Consider the following 19,694-nt stretch of genomic DNA (forward strand, 5'->3'; position numbering starts at 1 on the left):
GGCTACTCCGCCAGCCAGGTGTCGTAGAGCCAGGAGCGGGCGGTCGACTCGGTGGCGAAGCCCTGGACCTTGTCGGAGAGACCGAAGACCTGGGTCTCGTCGTAGAGCGGGATCGAGTAGGCCTGGGAGAAGATCCGGTCCTCGACCTGCTGGATCAGGTCCTTGCGGGTCTTCTCGTCGAAGGCCTGCGACTGCTGCTCGAGCAGCTTCTCCAGGGTCGCGTCCGGCTTGGTGAAGCCGGCCGAGTTCTGCTTGCTGATGCTCCAGGACGTACGCAGCACCCCGGCCTCCGCGGTCGAGGTCTGCCCCTGGGAGAACACCCAGTCCGCGGGCGAGGCCGCCTCCTGGGCCTGGTAGTCGGTGAGCGAGGGCTGGGTGATCCGGACCTCGATCCCGGCCTTCTCCCACTGCGACTGCAGCAGCTCGAGCACGGACTTGGAGACCTGGTAGAAGGGAGCCACCCGGAGGTGGAAGCTGAGCCGCTTGCCGTCCTTGACCCGGATCCCGTCGCCGCCGGCCTTCCAACCGGCCTCGTCCAGCAGGCTCTTGGCCTTCTCGAGGTCGTAGCCGAGGTAGTCGCTCGCGTCCCCGCGCAGCGGCGTCCCCTTGACCAGCTCGCTGGTCGGGATGCCGTAGCTCGGCGAGAGGACGGTCTCGTTGATCTCCTTGCGGTCGGTCGCCGCCTGGATCGCCTGGCGCACCCGCAGGTCCTGGGTCGGACCCGCGGCGCCGGTCTGGATGGTCAGGTCGTTGGTCTCGCCCTGCACCGGGATGGCCACGAGCTTGCCGCCCCCGGCCTCCACGGTCTCCTCGTCGTAGGGGGCGATGTTGCGGGCGATCTGGGCCTCGCCCGACTGCAGCGCACCGACCCGGGTGCCGGCCTCGGGCACGGTCTTGAAGACGATCTTCGAGAGGTAGGCCTTGCCCTGGTGTGCGGCGCTCTCGGGCGCCCAGTCGTAGTCGTCGCGGCGCTTCAGCGTCACGCCGGTGGTGCCGTCGACCTCGTCCACGACGAAGGGGCCGGTGCCGATCCAGTTCTTCAGGTCGCCCTGGCCGTTGAGGTCCTGCTCGAGGAACGGCTTGCCGAGGATGGAGCTGGCCCGGTAGTTCGAGAGCACCTGCAGGAACGCCGCGTTCGGCTTGCTCAGCTCGACCTTCACGGTGTGCTCGTCGACGGCGGTCGTGCCGGCGTAGTCGGTCCAGAACGGGTCCTGCGGGATCCCGAGCTTCTCGTCGCCGTTGCCGTGCTGGTCGAAGTTGAGCTTGACGGTCTCGGCGTCGAGCGGGTCACCGTTGCTGAAGGTGACATCGTCGCGCAGCTTGAAGGTGTAGACGAGGTGGTCGGCACTGACCTCCCAGCTCGTGGCCAGCCAGGGCTCGAAGTCGCCGGTCTCGGGGTCCTGCCAGATGAGTCGCTCGGCGAGGTTGCCGGTGACGTTGCTGTTGGACCACAGCGAGTTGGTCGGCGCCCAGGCCGCGTAGTCGACGGGATCGAAGAAGGTGAGCGTCCCGCCGTGGACGGGCTCCCCCGCCTCGCCGCCCGCGGCGGAGGTGCCGCCGCAGGCGCTCAGCACGCACGCCGCCGTCGCCGCGACCGTGACCGAGGCAAGCAGCGTACGAAGTCTCTTGGTGTTCATCTCGTGGTGGGTCCTTCGCTTGGTGGGGCCGGCTGACGTGTCACCCGAGTGGTCGTCCGAACTAAGTGCACTGAGTCTATCGACTTTATTTTTCTAGTAGTCTTACTGTCTCAAAATCAGATGAGGAGTCTCGATGCCACCGGTCACCACCCCCGCGCTCTTCGGCGCAGCAGCCGTCGACGCCACCGACGACCACCCCCTCGTCGCCGCCGCGCAGGAGTACGCCGAGCGCGTGCTCCGGCCACGGGCGCTCGAGACCGACGCCACCGAGGTCGGCTCCGAGGTGATCGACGACCTGCGCCGGCTCGGGTTGCTCAACCACCTGGCGCCACGGGCCTACGGCGGCGCCGAGGCCGACCGGCCCGTCGACCGTCGCATCCACGAGATCCTCGCCGGAGCCTGCTTCAACACCTGGCTGGTCTGGGCCCAGCACGCCCCGAGCATCGCCCGGCTCTCCCTGTGGCGCGACCAGAACCCCGACGCCGAGCACCCGTTGGTCGACGCCGTCCTGCGCGGCGAGCTCCTGGTCGGCGCCGGCATCAGCGACGTACGCCGCTTCCCCGACCGCTACCTCAGCGCCCGGCGCGCGCCCGGCGGCTGGGTGTTCAACGGCACCGTCTCCTGGGTCAGCGGCTGGGGCCTCAACTCGGTGCTGCTGATCGCCGCCGTCGACGCCGCCACCGAGGAGGTGGTGCTCGCGCTCGTCCCGGTCGAGGAGCGCACCACGGCCAGCCCGCTCCATCTCGGCGCCGTCGCCGGCAGCCGGACCGAGCGGGTCGACCTGGCCTCGGTCACGGTCCGCGACGAGAACGTGCTCGAGGTCGTCCCGCTGGAGCGGTGGCGGGCCAAGGACGTCGCCGCGGCGGCCGACGCCCGTTCCCACCACTTCGGCCTGGCCGCCACGGTGCTCGCGGAGCTGGCCGCCGAGGCGCAACCGCTCGCCCGTGAGGTCGCCTCGGTCTGGGCGCCCCGGATCGCGGACATCCGCGAGCGGGCCTACGACCTCATCGACCGTGTCGACGGCGGCGAGAGCATCCCCCTCACCGACCGGCTCGAGCTGAAGGTCGCCAGCGGCCACGCCCTCACCAGCCTGACCCAGGCCCTGGTCATCGCCCGCTCCGGGCGCGGCCTGGCCGGCACCAGCACCGCTCAGCTCCACGCCCGCTCGGCGCTCTTCGTGCTCGTCCAGGGCCAGACCGACGCCGTCCGCGAGGCGCAGCTGCGCGCCTTCGCCGCCTGACCCCGTCCCCACCGTTTCTGAGGAGAACCCCATGACCCAGTCCCCCACCCCCGCCACGCCCGGACCCGAGCAGACCCGGCTGTGGTACATCCCCAACCAGTCCGAGCCCGGTCACCGCGGCGACGACCAGGTCGCCGACCACAACACCCTCGACACCCTGACCGGCCACGCCCGCGCGCTCGAGGAGCACGGCTGGGACGGCGCCCTCCTCGGCACCGGCTGGGGACGCCCGGACACGTTCACCGTGGCCTCGGCCCTGGCGGCGCGTACGACCACCTTCCAGCCGCTCATCGCGGTCCGCCCCGGCTACTGGAGCCCCGCCAACTTCGCCTCCGCCGCGGCCACCCTCGACCACCTCACCGGCGGCCGGGTCCGCGTCAACATCGTCTCCGGGCAGGACCATCTCGACGCCTACGGCGACAACGCGGCGTACGCCTCGGACCAGGCCGCCCGCTACGGACGGACCAAGGAGTTCCTCCAGCTGGTGCGGCGGCTGTGGACCGAGGAGGGCGTGACCTTCCGGGGCGAGCACTACTCGGTCACCGACTCCACGCTCACCCCGCGCATCGAGGCGCGCGAGGGCCGCCCGCACCCCAAGCTCTACTTCGGTGGCGCCTCGCCCGCCGCCGAGCGGGTCGCGGCGACCGAGGCCGACGTGCAGCTCTTCTGGGGCGAGCCGCTGGCCGGGGTCGCGGAGCGCATCGAGCGGCTCCGGGCGCTGAGCGAGGAGCTCGGCCGCGAGCACGCGCCGCTGGAGTTCGGCCTGCGGATCACGACCTTCGTCCGCGACACCACCGAGGAGGCCTGGGCCGACGCCGAGGCCAAGGTGGCCCGGCTCGCCGAGACCTCCGCGCAGCGGCAGTGGACCGGCAACCGCCGCACCGCGGTGGGCCAGCAACGGCTCTTCGACCTCGCCGAGCGCGGCGAGGTGCTCGACGACAACCTCTACACGACACCCGGCAAGGTCGGCGGCGGAGGCGCGGGCACGACCTGGCTGGTCGGCTCGGCCGAGGACGTGGCCAAGTCGCTGCGCAAGTACGCCGACCTCGGCATCACCCACTTCGTGCTCTCCGACACCCCCTATCTCCCCGAGATCGAGCGACAGGGCGAGCAGCTGCTTCCGCTGCTGCGCGGATGACGGCGAACGACACCGGCCTCATCCGCCGACCCGTCGGGCACGACGAGTCCGGCTCGCTCGCCCGGCGTCTGGTCTGGGTCTTCGTCATCACCAACACCGTGGGCTACGGCGCCCTGATCCAGACCGTCCCGGTCCTGCTCCTGCCGATGGCGCGCGACCTGGACACCTCGCGCACCGCGATCGCCGGAGCCACGACGCTCGCCATCCTGGTCAGCGCCGTCGCCGCCATCCCCGTCGGCACCCTGCTGGACAGGTACGGCGGGCGGGCCCTGATGTCGGCCGGCTCGGCGATCGGCGTGGTCGGTGTGGTCGTCTGTGCCCGGGCCGAGGACCAGCCGACGCTCTACGGCGCGTTCGTGCTCATCGGCCTCGCGCTCGCGATGTCGACCTACGAGGCGGCCTTCGCGGTGCTGGTCGTCGCGACCGAGGCCTCCGGGCGCGACCGGGCCTTCGTCGTCGTCACCATGCTCACCGGCCTGGGCACGAGCCTCTACTACCCCCTCACCGGGTGGCTGGAGAGCCAGCTCGGCTGGCGTACGACGCTGCTCGTGCTCGCCGCCTCGCTCGCGCTCGTCGCGCTGCCGGCCCACCTGTGGGCGCTGCCCGGGCGGGCGGCGCACGCGCGCAGGATCGTGGCGCGCACCGGTCTGCGGGTCGGGCACGCGGTCCGCAGCGTACGTTTCTGGCTGCTGCTGCTCGGCTTCGTCGCCCAGGCGGGCGCGACCTCGGCCTTCCTGGTCGCGATGGTGACCTACTTCCGCGACATCGGCTTCTCGGCCGGCGTGGCCTCCTCGCTCCCGCTCGCGGTCGGGCTCCTGCAGATCACCTCACGGCTCGCGCTGGCGCCGCTGGCCGCGCGGTTCGGGATGGGGAGGGTGACCGCGGCGTCCTTCGCGATCCAGGGCGCGGGCCTGCTCGCCCTTCCGCTGGCCGGCACGTCGGTGCCCTCGACCCTGGCCTGTGTCGCCTGCTTCGGGCTCGGCTACGGAGTCAGCGTCGTGGCCAGGCCCTCGATCGTCGCCGACGTCTTCGGGGTCGCCCACTTCGCCAGCATCCTTGCCGTGATGACCGCCCCGATGGCGCTCTCCCGCGCCGGCGCCCCGCTGGGCGCGGTGTGGCTCGGCGACTGGAGGTTCCTGGTGGCCGCCGGCGCGATGACCCTCCTCTCGGCCGCGGCACTGATCCCGGTCGCCCGTCGTGGACATTCGACCTATGCCACCTAATTCGAGTGATTAACTTATGAATGTGACCGAGCGACGCACACTCAAGACCGTGGCCGGCTCCGGCGGCCAGCACTGGGGCATCTACGACCTGGCCCTCGACCCGACCCGCTCCACGATGGCCGACGCCGCGCGGATCGCGCCGCGGGCGGAGGCGGCGAAGATCGACGCGCTCTTCCTGGCCGACCTGCTCCAGTTCGGCAACCAGGGGGCGATCGGCGCCCAGGAGCCGCTGATCTTCATGGCCGCGCTCAGCCAGCTGACCACCCACACCGGGCTGATCACGACGGTCTCCTCGACCTTCAACGACCCCTTCACGCTGGCGCGCCAGTTCGGCACCCTCGACCACGTCAGCAACGGACGGGCCGCGTGGAACGTGGTCACCTCCGCCTTCGGCGAGGAGAACTACGGGTACGCCGAGATCCCCTCCCCCGGGCAGCGCTACGCCCGTGCCGAGGAGATCCTCGAGGTGACCCACGCACTGTGGGACAGCTGGGAGCCGGGCGCGCTGCGGGTCGGCGAGGGGGCGGCCAGGCTCGACACGGGCAAGGTGCACCGCATCGACCACCGCGGCGAGCACTTCGACGTCGCCGGGCCGCTCAACATCCCGCCGCTGCCGCAGGGGCGGCCGGTGATCTTCCAGGCGGGCCAGTCCGAGGGCGGCGTACGCCTCGGGGCACGCTTCGCCGAGGTCGTCTTCACCTCGCTGCCGACCATCGAGATCGCCCAGGAGTTCACCGGCCGAATCCGCTCGCTGGCCGCCTCGTTCGGGCGCCGCGACCGGCCGCTGATCTTCAGCTCCCTGCACGCCACCTACGGAGCCACCGAGGAGGAGGCCCTGCGGCTCGCCCGGGAGCGCACCGACTCGATCGACCTCGACGCCGGCCGCGCCCGGCTGGAGAGCATGCTCGGCGACGCCGACCTCTCCGGGGTCGGGCTCGACGAGACCGTCCCGGAGTCGCTGCTGCCCGAGATCACCGGGATCAGCCGCCGTCGTGGCCGGGTCGAGATCTTCGCCGCCTGGGCGCGCCAGGGCCGCACCCTGCGCGACCTCGTCATCGCCGCCCAGGACACCGGCCACTGGGCCGAGACCGGCACCCCCGAGCAGATCGCCGACGCGATCGAGGAGCGCTACCGTCTCGGGGTGCTCGACGTGGTCAGCGTCGGCGACCTCGGCGAGGACCGCACCCACGACTTCGTCGCCAACGGCCTGCTGCCTGAGCTCCGCCGCCGCGGGATCGTCGGGAGCGACTACCTCGGCGCGACGCTGCGCGACAACCTGGAGCTGCCGCTGGCACGCTGAGCCCGGGTCCAACACTGGTGCCCACGTCCTGGTCCCGGTGACCCGCTACGACGGCCCGACCCCGCCCGTACGCGCCTATGAGCCGCCCACCTTCTCCTGAAAGACTCCGTCCGTGAACGTACTCATCGACGCCGACGAGCTCGCGACCGCGCTCGCCTCCGGCCGGCCCCCGGTCCTCCTCGACGTACGCTGGCAGCTCGGCGGCCCGCCCGGACACGAGTCCTACCTCAAGGGCCACCTCCCCGGCGCCGTCTACGTCGACCTCGACACCGAGCTGGCCCGCCACGGCGAGCCGACAGACGGGCGCCACCCGCTCCCCGAGCTCGCGGAGCTGCAGGCCGCCGCCCGCCGCTGGGGCATCTCCGCAGGTGACACCGTGGTCGCCTACGACGCCGTCGGGAACACCTCCGCCGCCCGCGCCTGGTGGCTGCTGCGCTGGGCGGGCGTCGCCGACGTACGCCTCCTCGACGGCGCCCTCGGCGCCTGGACCTCCGCCGGGCACCCGCTGGCCGTCGACGACGTCGTACCCTCGCCCGGCACGGTGACGCTCACTCCGGGCCACCTGCCCGTGCTGCCGTTCGAGCAGGTCCAGGCGTACCAGGGTCTTCTGCTCGACGCCCGCGCCGCCGAGCGCTACCGCGGCGAGGTCGAGCCCGTCGACCCGAAGGCGGGGCACATCCCGGGTGCGGTCTCCGCACCGACGGCCGACAACCTGGGGCCCGATGGCCGCTTCTTGCCCGTCGAGGATCTCCAGGCCCGCTTCGCCGCGCTCGGCGTCGAGGCGGACTCCCCCGTGACCGCCTACTGCGGCTCCGGGGTCACCGCCGCCCACCAGATCGCCGCGCTGGCGATCGCCGGCTACGACGCCGCGCTCTTCCCCGGGTCGTGGAGCCAGTGGAGCAACCACGACCTCCCGGTCGCGACCGACTAGATCACGACCCACAGGCCGGCGCGATGCAGGTCATGGCTGGCTCACAGGTGGTCGGGCGAAGGTGGAACCACCGACACGCAGAGGAGCTCCGATGCCCGACCACCTCGACACCTTCGCCCTCACCATGCCGTCCGGGACCTCCGGCACCGCCCCGGCGCTCCCACATCTCGGCAACGGGTCCGCCGACCTGTCCGGGCTCACCACCGCGGTCCTCTCCTACGACGCCCCCGGCTCCGCCACCTCGGCGGAGGTCGAGTGGGCGACCGCTGACGGCACCCTCCAGCGTGCCGTCCTCAGCAACGGCCTCGTGCCGCTCGGCTGACCCGACCGGCTCAGCCCTGACGAGCGGGATCGTCCGCCTGGCGCAGTCGGAGGACCTCGGCCCGGGCGAACTCGACCCGATCGTCGCTGTCCCCTCCGGAGCGGCCCAGCTCGTGCGCGAGATCGAAGACCGCCTCGAGCACATGGCGATTGCGGTGGCGGTGGCCCGGCCCGTGGCCGTCCTTGCGATAGCGCCTGCGCGCCTTGTGGTCACCCGCCGCCGCGTCGACCTCCGCCTGGGTCAGCACGCCGCTGGCGACCTCCGGGGCCAGGATCGGGCGGATGCTGGCCCGCTCTCCGGCGACAGCCATGCCGAAGACCCGGACCACGATGGCGACACCGATCAGTGGAAGACAGCACATCAAGACGATGATCATGGCGATCGCGGCGCCGCCGCTGAACAGGCTGGCCACGATCGCGCTCTGCCCGTCCCAGACGCCGTGCAGCACCATCGCCAGCACGATCAGACCGATGCCACGACCGAGCCGCCGGGGCTGAGAGGGCAGACCGATCGCGTACACCAGACCGGTGCAGAAGATGGCGCTGAACAAGATGTGCGAGCCGATGCCGGACGCCATCCGTACGCCGAAGGTCCCCAGCGAGGCGCCGATCTGGTTGGCGCCGAACTGAGTCGGCGCGGACTGGGCGACGTAGAGGACGTCCTCGAGGATCTGGAAGCCCAGGCCGAGGAAGGCGCCGGCCACGAAGCCGTCGTACGCGGTCCGCATCACTCCAGGGGCCAGCGCGATGAGCAGCAGGATGCCCAGCCCCTTGCCCCACTCCTCGGTGAACGGAGCGGCGAGGGCAGGACCCCAGTCCATCGCGAAGGGCTGACCGAAGAGCTTTGCGTAGATGCTCAGCAGTGCGTCGTTCGCCGGCGCCGCGATCGCGAACGTCGCCGCGAAGCCGCCCCACAGGAAGGCCATCACCCGCAGCAGAGCGGGCTGGGACGAATACCGGTCGATGTGCTGGGTGAACCACCAGAACACCGCTCCGTAGACGGTGAAGACGACGAACGCCAGGCCGATCGCGGGCGCGTAGTAGCTGGCCGCGATCGTGCTCAGCAGGTTGTGCCAGGTTCCCCAGATCACGAAGACAAGCCAGACCCAGAAGGCGAGGTTGCGGGGCTGGAAGAACGTGAACCGGGCACCCCAGCCGTTCTCCGTGATGGCCGCCCTGCGCTCCTGGTCCAAGGCCGCGAGATCGGTCGATGACGAGGTGATCATGCGCTCTCCTCCTCTCCGAACTCGACACTGAGGATCATCGCGGCCACCTGCTCGACGACGTCCTCGTCCGTGCCCGCGGGGCCTGTCGATGTCACCTGAGCGCCCGTGCCGTCATGAAGGAACACCGCCAGGGCCCCGTCGGCGTCGATGCTGCTGTAGCGCGCCAGCAGACCGTCCTCGCCGTCGGCGCTGCGGATTCCGTACGCATCGCTGGTGATGTGGAAGCCGTCGCTGCCGTTGGTGGCGTCGGTCGTCTTCTCGAGCTGTTCCATGAGTCCGCGGAGATCGCCGTCGAAGTCCCCGACGGTGACCGTGAACGAGACCTCCCCCGACGTCAGGACTGTCGTGCGCGGCAGCGATCCGCTGATCGGCTCGTCACCCTCGACGATCCCCGACTCGATGTTCCACCCCGGCGCCGCGACGAACGAGACACCCTTCTTCAGCAGCATCCGGTCACCTGCCGACGTCTCGTCGTCGTTCGGCAGCGCCGCATCGATCGCCGGGACACCGAAGTGCGCGACCAGCGCGAATGCCACGACGATGAGGGCCGGACGCAGCGTGAGGCGGTCGAGGCCCCACCAGCGGCGTTCGACCGGAACCCAGTCAGGTGGGCGGGAATGGCCGGTCTTCGAATCAGGGGACGCAGATGCCATGTGGAGATCCTGTCGGCTCATCTTCAACCGGTCGGTCGAAACCTGGGTCCAGGCTAAGGCGCGCTCGACTCAAACAGGCTGATTCGATAAAGAAACTGCCTGTTCTGCACAGTGATGATTCGAACAGGTGAAAACCGACGAAAGATGGTCCTTGACCTCAAGTCGGCTTGATCTTCGAGCATGGAGGCACACCGACGAGAGATGGAGCTGGACCATGACGGAACGCAACGACCGACCCGCCGTCACCGTGATCGGGATGGGCAACATGGGATCGGCCCTCGCCCGGGCCTACCTCGAGCGCGGCTACCGGACCACGGTCTGGAACAGGACGGCCGACAAGGCCGAGGCGCTCGCCGATGCCGGAGCCGTCGTCGCCTCCACCGCGGCGAAGGCGGTCGCGGCGAGTCCGCTGACGATCCTCAGCCTGCTGGACAACACCGCGGTCGAGGACGTTCTGGAGTCGGTCGGCGAAGCCGCCGCCGGCCACACCCTGGTCAGCCTCACCAGCGGTTCCCCGGCCCAGGCGCGGGCCAACGAAGCGTGGGCGAGCGAGCACGGGGCCGCGTACGTAGACGGGAAGGTGATGGGAGACCCGCCCGACGTCGGCACGCCGAGGATGTCGCTGGCCTTCAGCGGGAACCGCGACGCGTACGAGAGCGCCGGGCCGGCGCTGCAGGAGCTCGGCTCGGTCCTCTACCACGGCCCGGACGCGGGGTATGCCGCTGTCGAGTTCAACGCCCAGGTCGCGATGGGCTACGAGTTCCTGATCGGCTTCCTGCACACCCTCAGCCTGGTCGAGGCCGAGGGCATGGACCTGGAGTCGTTCACCGAGCGCGTCGCCGGTTCCCTGTCCGGCTATGCAGGACTGCTGCGGATGATGGCCGGAGCGATCAAGAGCGGGACGTACGGCCCCGACCTCGGCTCGCTCGACGTGCAGGCCGCGCTCATGGACGACCTGATCGGGCACCGGGAGTCGGCCGGTGTCGAGGCCGTACGGATGCGGGAGGTGAAGGCGCTGATGGACCGCCGGATCGCCCAGGGTCACGGCGACCAGGGGTTCTCCAGCATGTATGAGCTGCTACGCCCCTGAGGTCTGGGCCCGCTCGGCCTCCCAGGCGGCGACCTCCGCCTCGGAGCGCAGCACGCACAGCTGGTTGCCCTCGGGGTCGGCGAAGATCACCCAGCCGGTCCCGGGACCGTACTTCCCGCGGTGGTCGGCGATCTGGGTCGCGCCGAGCTCGAGGAGCCGCTCGACCTCTTCGTCGCGGGTGCTCGTGCGCGGGCGCAGGTCGAGGTGGATCCGCTTGGCGGGCAGCTCCTCGTCGGCCACCTCGATGAACAGCAGCCGGTGGCCGGTCTCCGGGTCGAGGATCATGCACTCCTCGTGACCGGGAAGGTTCGGGTCACCCTCCACGTCGACGTAGCCGAGCAGAGCTTTCCACCACTCCGAGAGCGCGTACGCGTCGTGGCAGTCGATGGTGGTGTGCGAGACGAAGAGGGTCATGCGCACATCGAAACCTACCGGCGCACCCGAGTCCACCGGGTTATCGGGCCTCAGGCGGGCTCGACGACCTTCTCGTCGATGAACTGCGGGAGCAGCTCGATGGCGATGGGCGCCGCGGCGTCGATCTTCTCCTGCGGAACGTCGCAGATCCGCAGGCAGGTGGCGGCGATCGCCCAGGCCTCGCGGCACGGGATCCGACGGCTCGGGTCCTCGGTGCGCATGTTGATCACGCCCTCGACCTGCTGGATGAGCAGGTCACCCAGCTGCTTGCGGCTGACCGTCGAGCGCACCGTCTTCGAGGCGATCTCGCCGGCCAGGTGTGCGTAGTGCCCGGCCAGCTCCGCGTGCTCGTTGCGGAACTCGTCGTAGACCTCGCACTTGGCCACGTCGGGGAGCTGGTAGAGCATGCCGACGTTGTGCGGAACGTCGGCGAGGGTGCGCACGTCGACGAGGACCAGCAGGTAGAGCGCGGTCTCGTAGTCGAGCGGCGGCACCCGGTCGAGGATCTTCTCGACCTTGTCCGTGGTCGGGCGGACCGACCGGCGGAGCAGCTCGCCGAGGATCTCGTCCTTCCCCGCGAAGTGGTAGTAGAGGGATGCCTGGCGGATGCCGACCATGTCGGCGATCTCGCGGGTAGACGTCGCCGCGAAACCCTGGGAGACGAACAGCCGCGAGGCGGCATCCAGGATCTGGTCGCGCGGTGAGGTCGTACCTGAGTCGGGAACATGCCTAGGGCGGCCGGGCCGAGAGCGCCTAGTTGTCATGTTGCCCATCTAACTCCCATCCAGACTTTCAAGGAAGACTTGAAAGGACTTTATCCTCTACAAATTATGAGCCATAAGACCTATAGGACATGGTTCGATCGGGCCATGCCCACGATGTGTGCGTTTGCGCCCGTCAACACCCGGACACATACACCGGAAGCCCCCATGTACGGCCGAGTGCCGGGTGGCGCCACTTGGTTCGGCGCCGTCATCCGGCTGTTACCCGCCGTCAGAGTGGCTAACGATGATGTGGGTGACAGGTCACGCATCTGTTGGACATTCGTGTAACGCCTGTGGCGCCCACCACATGATCTTCGAGCGATCCGCTCGACTTACTCATGCTTAGATCCTCACCATGATCCGCCGGACCGCGCCCGCCACCGTCCTTCTGGCCCTCGTCGTCCTCGTGGCCGGCCCGGCAGCCGGTCCAGCAGCCGGCGCCGCGATGCCGCCGAACCCGTACGCCGGCCCGGACGGCACCTGGAACATGCACGGCGACGCCGGGGCCTCCGACACGACGCCGTTCGAGGGCCCGGGCGCCGACCCCTCCCCCGCGCAGCCGGTGCCGCTGCCCGCGGTGTGCCCGACGATCCTCAGCGGAGCCGACGGGATGGTGCAGGCGCTGTGCACCGAGTACATCGACCGGGCGCCCAGCCTCTACCTCCTCGACCCCACCACGCTCCTCCCCGTCGCCCGGCGCCACCTCTCCGCCGGGTCGCTGCTCGGTGGTGTCTATGCCTACGTCGACAACGAGTCGCGACTCGTCACCGTCGACGGGTCCGGCTCCCTGCTCTGGCTGACGCACTCCCGCTCGGGGCTCGGCTGGTCGATCGACGTGGAGCGTGAGGTCCCGGTGCCCCTGCCGGAGGGCGACGCCGTCACCACCGTCGGACCGGGCTACGACGCCAACGTCTGGTTCGCAACCGCCCAGGGACGCGCGGGCTATGTCACGCCCGACGGCGAGGTCGTCACGACGAGCCTCGGGGCCGGCGACGAGAAGGTCGCCAACTCCATCTCCAGCGCGCCGAGCGGGGTCGCGGTGACGACCGACCATGCGACGTACCTGCTCCGCGCCGGGCGCGACGGCGAGTCGGTGCGGACCGTGTGGCGACAGAGCTACGACCGCGGCGTGGCCCGCAAGCCCGGGCAGCTCAGCCACGGCAGCGGCTCGACGCCGACGTTCTTCGGGGAGCGTACGGGCGCCGAGTTCGTGGTGATCACCGACAACGCCTCCCCGCGCGAGAACCTTCTCGTCTACCGGGCCCGCGACGGTCGGGAGGTCTGCCGGCTGCCGATCCTCACCGAGGAGAGCAGCGGCACCGAGAACTCGCCGGTGGCCTGGGGAAGCTCGGTCTACATCGCCAGCACCTACGGCTACCCCTATCCGGCGCAGGCGACCGAGGACGCGGGCGAGTCCGTCCCGGCCAAGGCCGACTTCGCGGGTGGGATGGAGCGCATCGACGTCGATGAGCGGTCCGGAACCTGTGAGTCGGTCTGGCGCAACGAGGTGCCCTCGGCCGCAGTCCCCCGGCTCTCCCGCGGCGAGGACGTCCTCTACACCGTCACCCGCCGCGGCAGCGGGCTGACCTGGCGCCTGGCCCGGATCGACCCGGCCGACGGCGAGATCCTCTCCGAGACCTTCCTCGGCCTCGGACCGCTGGCCAACACCCTGCAGATGGTCGGCACGATCCTCCCCGACGGCACCCTGCTCCAGGGCACGCTCGCCGGACTGGTGGCCGTTCGACGCTGAGATCACCTGATCCGGCCCGAATGCTTCGCGGTGCATTCGGATACGACCATCTGGATCGGTTCACTGCGCTTCGATCCACTTCGCATGTACGCTCGCACGAGCGGCAGCACCCGTCTCGGGACTTCTGCCACGGGCGCGCACCAGCAGGGGGAAGTGCACATGGGGCAGAGCGACGCGGTCGTCCGACGGGCGGGCGGCCACGCGAGAGCGACCGAGTCACAGCGGCCGGCAGCGGCCGACGGAGCCGAGTCCGGCCTCGGCGGCGGAGACGACGGCGGCGGGCCGCGCGAACCGCTGGCCACCCGGTCGCGTGGCAGCGGCCGAGGCTTCGGCAGCATCCAGTCCAAGCTGCTGCTGATGCTGGTGCTGACCAGCGTGCTGTCGACGATCGTGGTGGGCTACTTCGGCTATCGCAGCGGTACGCAGGCACTCGAGGACTCCACCCGCAGCCGGCTCCAGGACGTGCTCGACGAGCGCGCCTCCCGGGTCTCGGCGATGATCAACAACGTCTCCGCCGGCGTCGTCCTCGACAGCCAGGGGGTCGGGCCGGAGTCGATGGCCGAGTTCAGCGCGGCGTACGACGAGCTCGCGCGGGGCACGGTGGATCCCGCCGACACGGCGGCGCTGGCTCGCTACTACAACGACTACTACGCACCCCACCTGCAGGAGAACGTCGGCGGTGAGATCAACGCCGAGGCGTTCATCCCGACCTCCCCCGCGCGGACCTACCTGCAGGCGCGCTACACGGTCGAGGCGACCACCGAGACCGACACCTCACGCCCCGTCTCCGACGTCGACGACGCCGGCGACGGCTCGGCCTGGACCGCGGCCAACAAGAGGTGGAACCCCTACTGGCGTGCCGTACGCGACTCGCTCGGGCTCGACGACGTGATGATGATCGACACCGACGGACGCATCGTCTACTCCGCCGACAAGGGCTCCGACCTCGGCAGCGACGTCGACACCGGCGAGCTCCGCGACGGGGCGCTGGAGTCGCTGTGGCGCGAAGCTCTGCGGTCCAACAACCGCGACTACGTGGCGATCTCCGACTACGAGAGCTACCAGCCGGCGTTCGGCCGCCCGCGGATGTTCGTCGCCTCACCTATCGGCACCGGCGGCGACGCGACCGGCGTGCTGGTCTACCAGATCTCCTCGAACGCGATCACCATGCTCACCACGGGCTCGGGCAAGGCCGACAAGGTCACCGGGCTCGGCGAGACGGGAGAGTCCTACATCGTCGGCACCGACGGTCTTCTCCGCACCAACTCCCGCAAGCTGCTCACCGATCCGAAGGCGTTCGCCGAGCAGATGCGCGACAACGGTGCGAGCGAGGAGACGGTCGACCAGATGCTCCGGATGAAGCTCGCCGTCGGTCTCCTCACCGCGGGGCCGGACATCTCCGGGGTGGCCAAGGAGGGCAGCACCGGCGTCGCCGAGATGACCGACTACGCGGGCAAGGACGTGCTGGCCGCGTACGAACCGCTGGACGTGGAGGGGCTCGACTGGTCGCTGGTCGCGACCATCGAGACCGACGAGGCGCTCGAACCCGTGCAGGACTTCGCCCGCAACGTACTCATCGCGACAGCTGCCGTCATCCTGTTCGTCTGCGGCATCTCGATCCTGCTGGCCCGGGTCTTCACCCGACCGGTGGGACGGCTGATGAGCGGCGTACGTGCCGTGGCAGGGGGCGACCTCGGCGCCCAGGTCGACGCCGGGTCCCGCGACGAGTTCGGCGACCTGGCGAGCTCGTTCAACGACCTCAGCGCGAGCCTGGCCGCCAAGCAGGAGCTCGTCGACGCGCAGCAGGCGGAGAACTCGCGCATCCTGCGCTCGCTGATGCCCGAGGCGGTCGCCGACCGCTACCAGCACGGCGAGACGACGATCTCGGCCGAGCACCAGAACGCCTCGGTCGTCTACACCGAGATCGACGGCTTCGACGCGTTCGCCGGCAAACGACCCGCCGAGGAGTCGCTCGCCATGCTCAAGGAGCTCTCCGCCGGCTTCGACGCCGCCGCACATCGGGCCGGGATCGAGAAGGTACGCAGCGTCGGCACCGGCTACATCGGCAGCAGCGGCCTCATCGTGCAGCGCGTCGACCACGTCCGTAGGGTCGCCGACTTCGCCGTCGACGTGGCGCGGATGGTCGAGCGCTTCAACGTCACCAACGGTGCCGACCTGGTCCTGCGCGCGGGGGTCCACACCGGTGACGTACGCGGTGGGCTGGTCGGTCAGGGCGACATGGTCTACAACCTGTGGGGCGAGGCGGTCGACCTCGCCTACCGGGTCCGGACCGTCGCCGGTGACGCCGGGATCTACGTGACCGACGAGGTCAAGGGCCAGCTCTCCTCGGCGTACGACTTCGAGCAGGTCGGCACCATCGACGACCGGCCGGTGTGGCAGGTGGTGCTGTCATGACCCACATCGTCGACGTCGGCGGCGCGTCCTGGTTCGGGTGGGCGATGGCGCTCATCGTCGGGCTCCCGATCCTGCTGCTGGTCCTCTCCGAGGTCCACCTGCGCCTGGTGCGCCGCGACAGCGGTCTCGCGGCCCCCGTCAACCGGCTGCGGCTGTGGCTGCTCCCCGGAGCCGGGCTGCTGGTGCTGCTCACCCAGGTGGGCAGCCTGCCGGCCGACAACAACGGCGTACGCATCGTGGCGACCGTCGTCGGGGTCCTGGCGGTGAGCATCGCGCTCGGCGCCCTCAACGCGCTCCTGTTCGACAACGCCGACCGGGGCAGCTGGCGCGAGCGGCTGCCCGGGATCTTCGTCGACCTCGCCCGGCTCGTCCTGGTCGTGGCCGGCGCCGCGATCGTGGCCTCGATGGTGTGGGGCTTCGACGTGGGCGGGCTGTGGGCGACCCTGGGTGTCGGGTCGATCATCATCGGCCTGGCGCTGCAGAACGCCATCGGCAGCGTCGTCTCCGGGCTGCTGCTCCTCTTCGAGCAGCCCTTCCGGCTCGGGGACACCCTCGACGTCGCCGGCGCCAGGGGCCGGGTCGTGGAGATGAACTGGCGCTCCACCCACCTCGACACCGGCAGCGGGGTCCAGGTCATCCCCAACTCCGCGCTGGCCGCGGCCTCGTTCACCAACGACAGCCGTCCCACCCGCGCTCACGACCACACCTTCAGCCTCGACTTCGGGGCGGCCGACCCACCGCACGAGGTCGTGGAGACGGTCACGGCGACCGCCGCGGCGCTGCCGTCGCTCCGGCCCGGGTCCGTCGCGACGGTGCGCGCAACCGGTGGTGGCGCCTACGACGTGACCCTGCCGCTGGCCAGCGCCTCCGAGGCCGGCGTCGCGAGCTCCACGCTTCGCACACGGCTCTGGTACGCGGCCCGCCGGGCCGGCCTCACCCTCGACGGCGTCACCCCGGAGACCCGCCCGAGGGCCGATGTCGAGGCGGCGCTCCGGTCGGTCTCGACCACGCTCGAGCTCACCGACGAGGAGATCGAGGCGCTCGCCCCGCAGTGCCGCCTGAACACGTTCGGCGCCGGCGAGCACATCGTCCGCCCGGGACGGGTGCCGACGACGTACGGGTTCGTGGCCAGCGGTGTGGTCGAGGTGACCGCTCCCGCCCGCTCCTCGGGCGGCTCCGGCGGCGCAGTCGTCGTGGCCCGCCTCGACCGGGGCCAGGTCGTCACCGCCGAGGCGCTCCTGCGTGAGAGCGGCACCCTGACCGCGACGGCGCTCACGCTGACCGAGGTCCTCGAGCTGCCGCTCGCGGTGGTCGACCAGCTCGTCGTCGCCAAGCACGGCGTCGCGCGGCGGCTGAGCGAGGTGGCCGAAGGGCGGCGCGCCAACACGTCGGACGGTCAGCGCGCCTAGGATCCTCCTTGTGGGGAAACAGCAGACGAAGTCCCGGCGTGACGAGGACCTGACCGGACAGCTCGGCACCAGACTGCGGCACTTCATGCATCTGGAGTCGACGAGCGCCACGCTGCTGGTCATCGCCTCGCTGCTGGCGCTGGCCTGGGCCAACTCGCCGTGGTCGCACGGCTACGAGCACCTGTGGGAGACGGTGGTCTCGGTCCGGTTCGGCGACGTCGGCCTCTCGATGAGCCTGCACCACTGGGTCAACGACGGCCTGATGGTGGTCTTCTTCTTCGTCGTCGGCCTGGAGGTACGCCGCGAGCTCGCCGTCGGCGAGCTCACCGACCGTCGCCGCATGGTGGTCCCGCTGATCGCCGGCGCTGGCGGGCTGCTCCTGCCGGCGCTGATCTACCTGCTGCTGAACCCCTCCGGCGAGGCGGCGCGCGGGTGGGGAATCGTGATCGGCACCGACACCGCGTTCCTGCTCGGCATGCTCGCGCTGGTCGGGCCGGCGGTCTCCACCCAGCTGCGGATCTTCCTGCTCACGCTGACCGTCATCGACGACATCGTCGCGGTCAGCGTGATCGGGGTGGCCTACACCGAGCACCTCTCGATCGGGCCGCTGGTCGTGGCCGGGCTGGCCCTGGTCGGGATCTTCGTGCTCGACCGGGTGAAGGTGTGGCGGGCCGGACCCTACGTACTGCTCGTCCTGATCGCCTGGGTGGCCACTCTCGGCGCCGGCCTGCACGCCTCGATCGCCGGGATGCTGGCCGGCCTGCTGGTGCCGGCGGCGGAGCCGACCCGGGCCCAGATGGAGGTCGCGACCTCGCGGTTCCGGGCGTTCCGGCAGTCGCCGCTGCCCACGCTGCAGCGGGAGACCCGCGACGAGCTGACCCGCACGATCTCGGTCAACGAGCGGCTCCAGGAGACGCTGCACGTACCGACGAGCTATCTCATCGTGCCGGTCTTCGCGCTCGCCAACGCCGGCGTCGACCTGCGCAACGGCGTGCTCGGGGAGGCGCTGAGCTCGCCGGTGACCTGGGGCGTCGTGGCCGGCCTGGTCCTGGGCAAGACGCTCGGGATCGGCGGCGGCGCACTCGTCGCCACGCGGCTGCGGCTCGGCCGGCTGCCCCAGGGGGTCGGCGGCGGCCATGTCCTCGGCGGCGCCGCGCTGTCCGGGATCGGCTTCACCGTCGCCCTGCTGATCACCACCCTCGCCTTCGACTCCGAGACGCTGCAGCGCGACGCGATCGTCGGCGTACTCCTCTCCGTGGTGCTCGCCTCCGCGCTCGGCTGGCTGATCTTCCAGTTCGCCGCGCGATTCCTCGGCCAGCGTGACGCGGCGCTGCCGAAGGTGCTCTCGACCCCGGTCGATCCGGAGCGCGACCACATCTACGGTGCCGAGGACGCCGAGATCACCCTGGTCGAGTACCTCGACTACGAGTGCCCCTTCTGCGCCCGTGCCACCGGCACCGCCAACGAGGTCCGCGACTACTTCGGGCCTCGGATCCGCCACGTCGTACGCCACCTGCCCCTCCCCCAGCATCCGCACGCCGAGCTGGCCGCGGTCGCTGCCGAGGCCGCGGCCAGGCAGGGCCGGTTCTGGGAGATGCACAAGCACCTCTTCGACCATCAGAACGAGCTCGAGCACCAGGACCTGGCCGGCTACGCCGGTGCCCTCGGGCTCGACGTCGAGCAGTTCCTCCGCGACCTCGAGGACCCGGACCTGGCCGAACATGTCCGTGAGGACATGGCCTCCGCCAACGACAGCGGCGCCCGCGGCACCCCGACGTTCTTCGTCGGATCTCACCGCCACGAGGGCCGCTACGACGCACGCACGCTCATCGCCGCGCTCGAGCGCTCTGCTACCGGGGAGACCGCTCGGCTCGGGGTCCGCTCGCGTCGCTGACGTTCTGCCTGCGCCGTTGGTCGAGCCGCGAGCGCCAGCGAGCGTGTTCTTCATCGCGTCGCCGAGTCGGCACATCTGTCTCGTCGACAAGACCTCCGTCGCTGGTCGAGCCGCGAGCGCTAGCGAGCGTGTCGAGACCATCACGGTCGCTTTTCGGGGCTGGTCGGGGTTTCAAGTCGGTTGGGGACTGGTTCTTCATCGGGTCGCCGAGTCGGCACATCTGTCTCGTCGACGAGACCTCCGCCGCTGGTCGAGCCGCGAGCGCCAGCGAGCGTGTCGAGACCAACAC

The 19,694-nt window shown here is 70.7% G+C and carries 16 protein-coding genes; 11 read left to right on the forward strand and 5 right to left on the reverse strand.

The annotated features are described in order from the left end of the window. Positions 1-2: 2 nt before the first annotated feature. Positions 3-1,637 carry an ABC transporter substrate-binding protein gene (locus ACFV9G_RS21235; RefSeq protein WP_378729580.1) on the reverse strand — a complete coding sequence of 545 codons (1,635 nt, stop codon included), beginning with the start codon at positions 1,635-1,637 and terminating at the stop codon, positions 3-5. Between the two features lie 133 nt (positions 1,638-1,770). Here ACFV9G_RS21235 and ACFV9G_RS21240 point away from each other — a divergent pair, with 133 nt between their 5' ends. The 6 genes from ACFV9G_RS21240 to ACFV9G_RS21265 all read left to right on the forward strand — a co-directional run bounded on the left by ACFV9G_RS21240 (position 1,771) and on the right by ACFV9G_RS21265 (position 7,791). After that, entirely contained in the window at positions 1,771-2,877 is a 1,107-nt protein-coding gene (locus ACFV9G_RS21240) for an acyl-CoA dehydrogenase family protein (RefSeq protein WP_378729582.1), read from the forward strand. A gap of 31 nt (positions 2,878-2,908) precedes the next feature. Next, entirely contained in the window at positions 2,909-4,015 is a 1,107-nt protein-coding gene (locus ACFV9G_RS21245; RefSeq protein ID WP_378729584.1) for an LLM class flavin-dependent oxidoreductase, read from the forward strand. Continuing rightward, positions 4,012-5,238: an MFS transporter gene (locus ACFV9G_RS21250; protein ID WP_378729586.1), complete on the forward strand. Its 1,227-nt coding sequence runs from the start codon at positions 4,012-4,014 to the stop codon at positions 5,236-5,238. Before ACFV9G_RS21245 ends, ACFV9G_RS21250 begins: the two co-directional genes overlap by 4 nt. 22 nt (positions 5,239-5,260) lie before the next feature. Beyond that, positions 5,261-6,538, forward strand: a complete 1,278-nt coding sequence (locus ACFV9G_RS21255; RefSeq protein WP_378729588.1) for an NtaA/DmoA family FMN-dependent monooxygenase — start codon at positions 5,261-5,263, stop codon at positions 6,536-6,538. A gap of 112 nt (positions 6,539-6,650) precedes the next feature. Beyond that, positions 6,651-7,469, forward strand: a complete 819-nt coding sequence (locus ACFV9G_RS21260) for a sulfurtransferase (RefSeq protein ID WP_378729590.1) — start codon at positions 6,651-6,653, stop codon at positions 7,467-7,469. A gap of 91 nt (positions 7,470-7,560) precedes the next feature. Beyond that, positions 7,561-7,791, forward strand: coding sequence for a hypothetical protein (locus tag ACFV9G_RS21265; protein WP_378729592.1), 231 nt, complete (start codon positions 7,561-7,563; stop codon positions 7,789-7,791). Positions 7,792-7,801: 10 nt separating this feature from the next. Here ACFV9G_RS21265 and ACFV9G_RS21270 read toward each other — a convergent pair whose 3' ends face one another. Both ACFV9G_RS21270 and ACFV9G_RS21275 read right to left on the reverse strand, forming a co-directional pair. Next, a complete protein-coding gene (locus tag ACFV9G_RS21270) occupies positions 7,802-9,016 on the reverse strand; it encodes a PrsW family glutamic-type intramembrane protease (protein ID WP_378729594.1) in 1,215 nt (404 codons plus the stop codon). Further along, the gene (locus ACFV9G_RS21275; RefSeq protein ID WP_378729596.1) at positions 9,013-9,669 is read right to left on the reverse strand and encodes a hypothetical protein; all 657 of its coding nucleotides are present in this window, start codon (positions 9,667-9,669) and stop codon (positions 9,013-9,015) included. The genes ACFV9G_RS21270 and ACFV9G_RS21275 overlap by 4 nt, the downstream gene beginning before the upstream one ends. A 214-nt stretch (positions 9,670-9,883) precedes the next feature. Between ACFV9G_RS21275 and ACFV9G_RS21280 the strand changes: the two genes are divergently transcribed. Continuing rightward, positions 9,884-10,759 carry an NAD(P)-dependent oxidoreductase gene (locus ACFV9G_RS21280; RefSeq protein WP_378729598.1) on the forward strand — a complete coding sequence of 292 codons (876 nt, stop codon included), beginning with the start codon at positions 9,884-9,886 and terminating at the stop codon, positions 10,757-10,759. Here ACFV9G_RS21280 and ACFV9G_RS21285 read toward each other — a convergent pair. After that, entirely contained in the window at positions 10,748-11,173 is a 426-nt protein-coding gene (locus tag ACFV9G_RS21285; RefSeq protein ID WP_378729600.1) for a VOC family protein, read from the reverse strand. The two genes, ACFV9G_RS21280 and ACFV9G_RS21285, sit on opposite strands and share 12 nt — an antisense overlap. 50 nt (positions 11,174-11,223) lie before the next feature. Further along, positions 11,224-11,937 (reverse strand): TetR/AcrR family transcriptional regulator, encoded by a 714-nt coding sequence (locus tag ACFV9G_RS21290; protein ID WP_378729602.1) that lies wholly within the window; start codon positions 11,935-11,937, stop codon positions 11,224-11,226. A gap of 355 nt (positions 11,938-12,292) precedes the next feature. Here ACFV9G_RS21290 and ACFV9G_RS21295 point away from each other — a divergent pair, with 355 nt between their 5' ends. The 4 genes from ACFV9G_RS21295 to nhaA all read left to right on the forward strand — a co-directional run bounded on the left by ACFV9G_RS21295 (position 12,293) and on the right by nhaA (position 19,405). Beyond that, complete coding sequence (locus ACFV9G_RS21295) at positions 12,293-13,687, forward strand: hypothetical protein (RefSeq protein ID WP_378729604.1); 1,395 nt, start codon at positions 12,293-12,295, stop codon at positions 13,685-13,687. A 159-nt stretch (positions 13,688-13,846) separates the two neighbouring features. Further along, positions 13,847-16,102, forward strand: a complete 2,256-nt coding sequence (locus ACFV9G_RS21300; RefSeq protein ID WP_378729606.1) for an adenylate/guanylate cyclase domain-containing protein — start codon at positions 13,847-13,849, stop codon at positions 16,100-16,102. Further along, positions 16,099-17,511, forward strand: a complete 1,413-nt coding sequence (locus ACFV9G_RS21305) for a mechanosensitive ion channel domain-containing protein (RefSeq protein WP_378729608.1) — start codon at positions 16,099-16,101, stop codon at positions 17,509-17,511. The genes ACFV9G_RS21300 and ACFV9G_RS21305 overlap by 4 nt, the downstream gene beginning before the upstream one ends. A 10-nt stretch (positions 17,512-17,521) precedes the next feature. After that, positions 17,522-19,405, forward strand: a complete 1,884-nt coding sequence (nhaA, locus tag ACFV9G_RS21310) for a Na+/H+ antiporter NhaA (protein WP_378729610.1) — start codon at positions 17,522-17,524, stop codon at positions 19,403-19,405. Positions 19,406-19,694: the final 289 nt, after the last annotated feature.

The organism is Nocardioides sp. NPDC059952 (assembly GCF_042730435.1).
Classification (GTDB): domain Bacteria; phylum Actinomycetota; class Actinomycetes; order Propionibacteriales; family Nocardioidaceae; genus Nocardioides.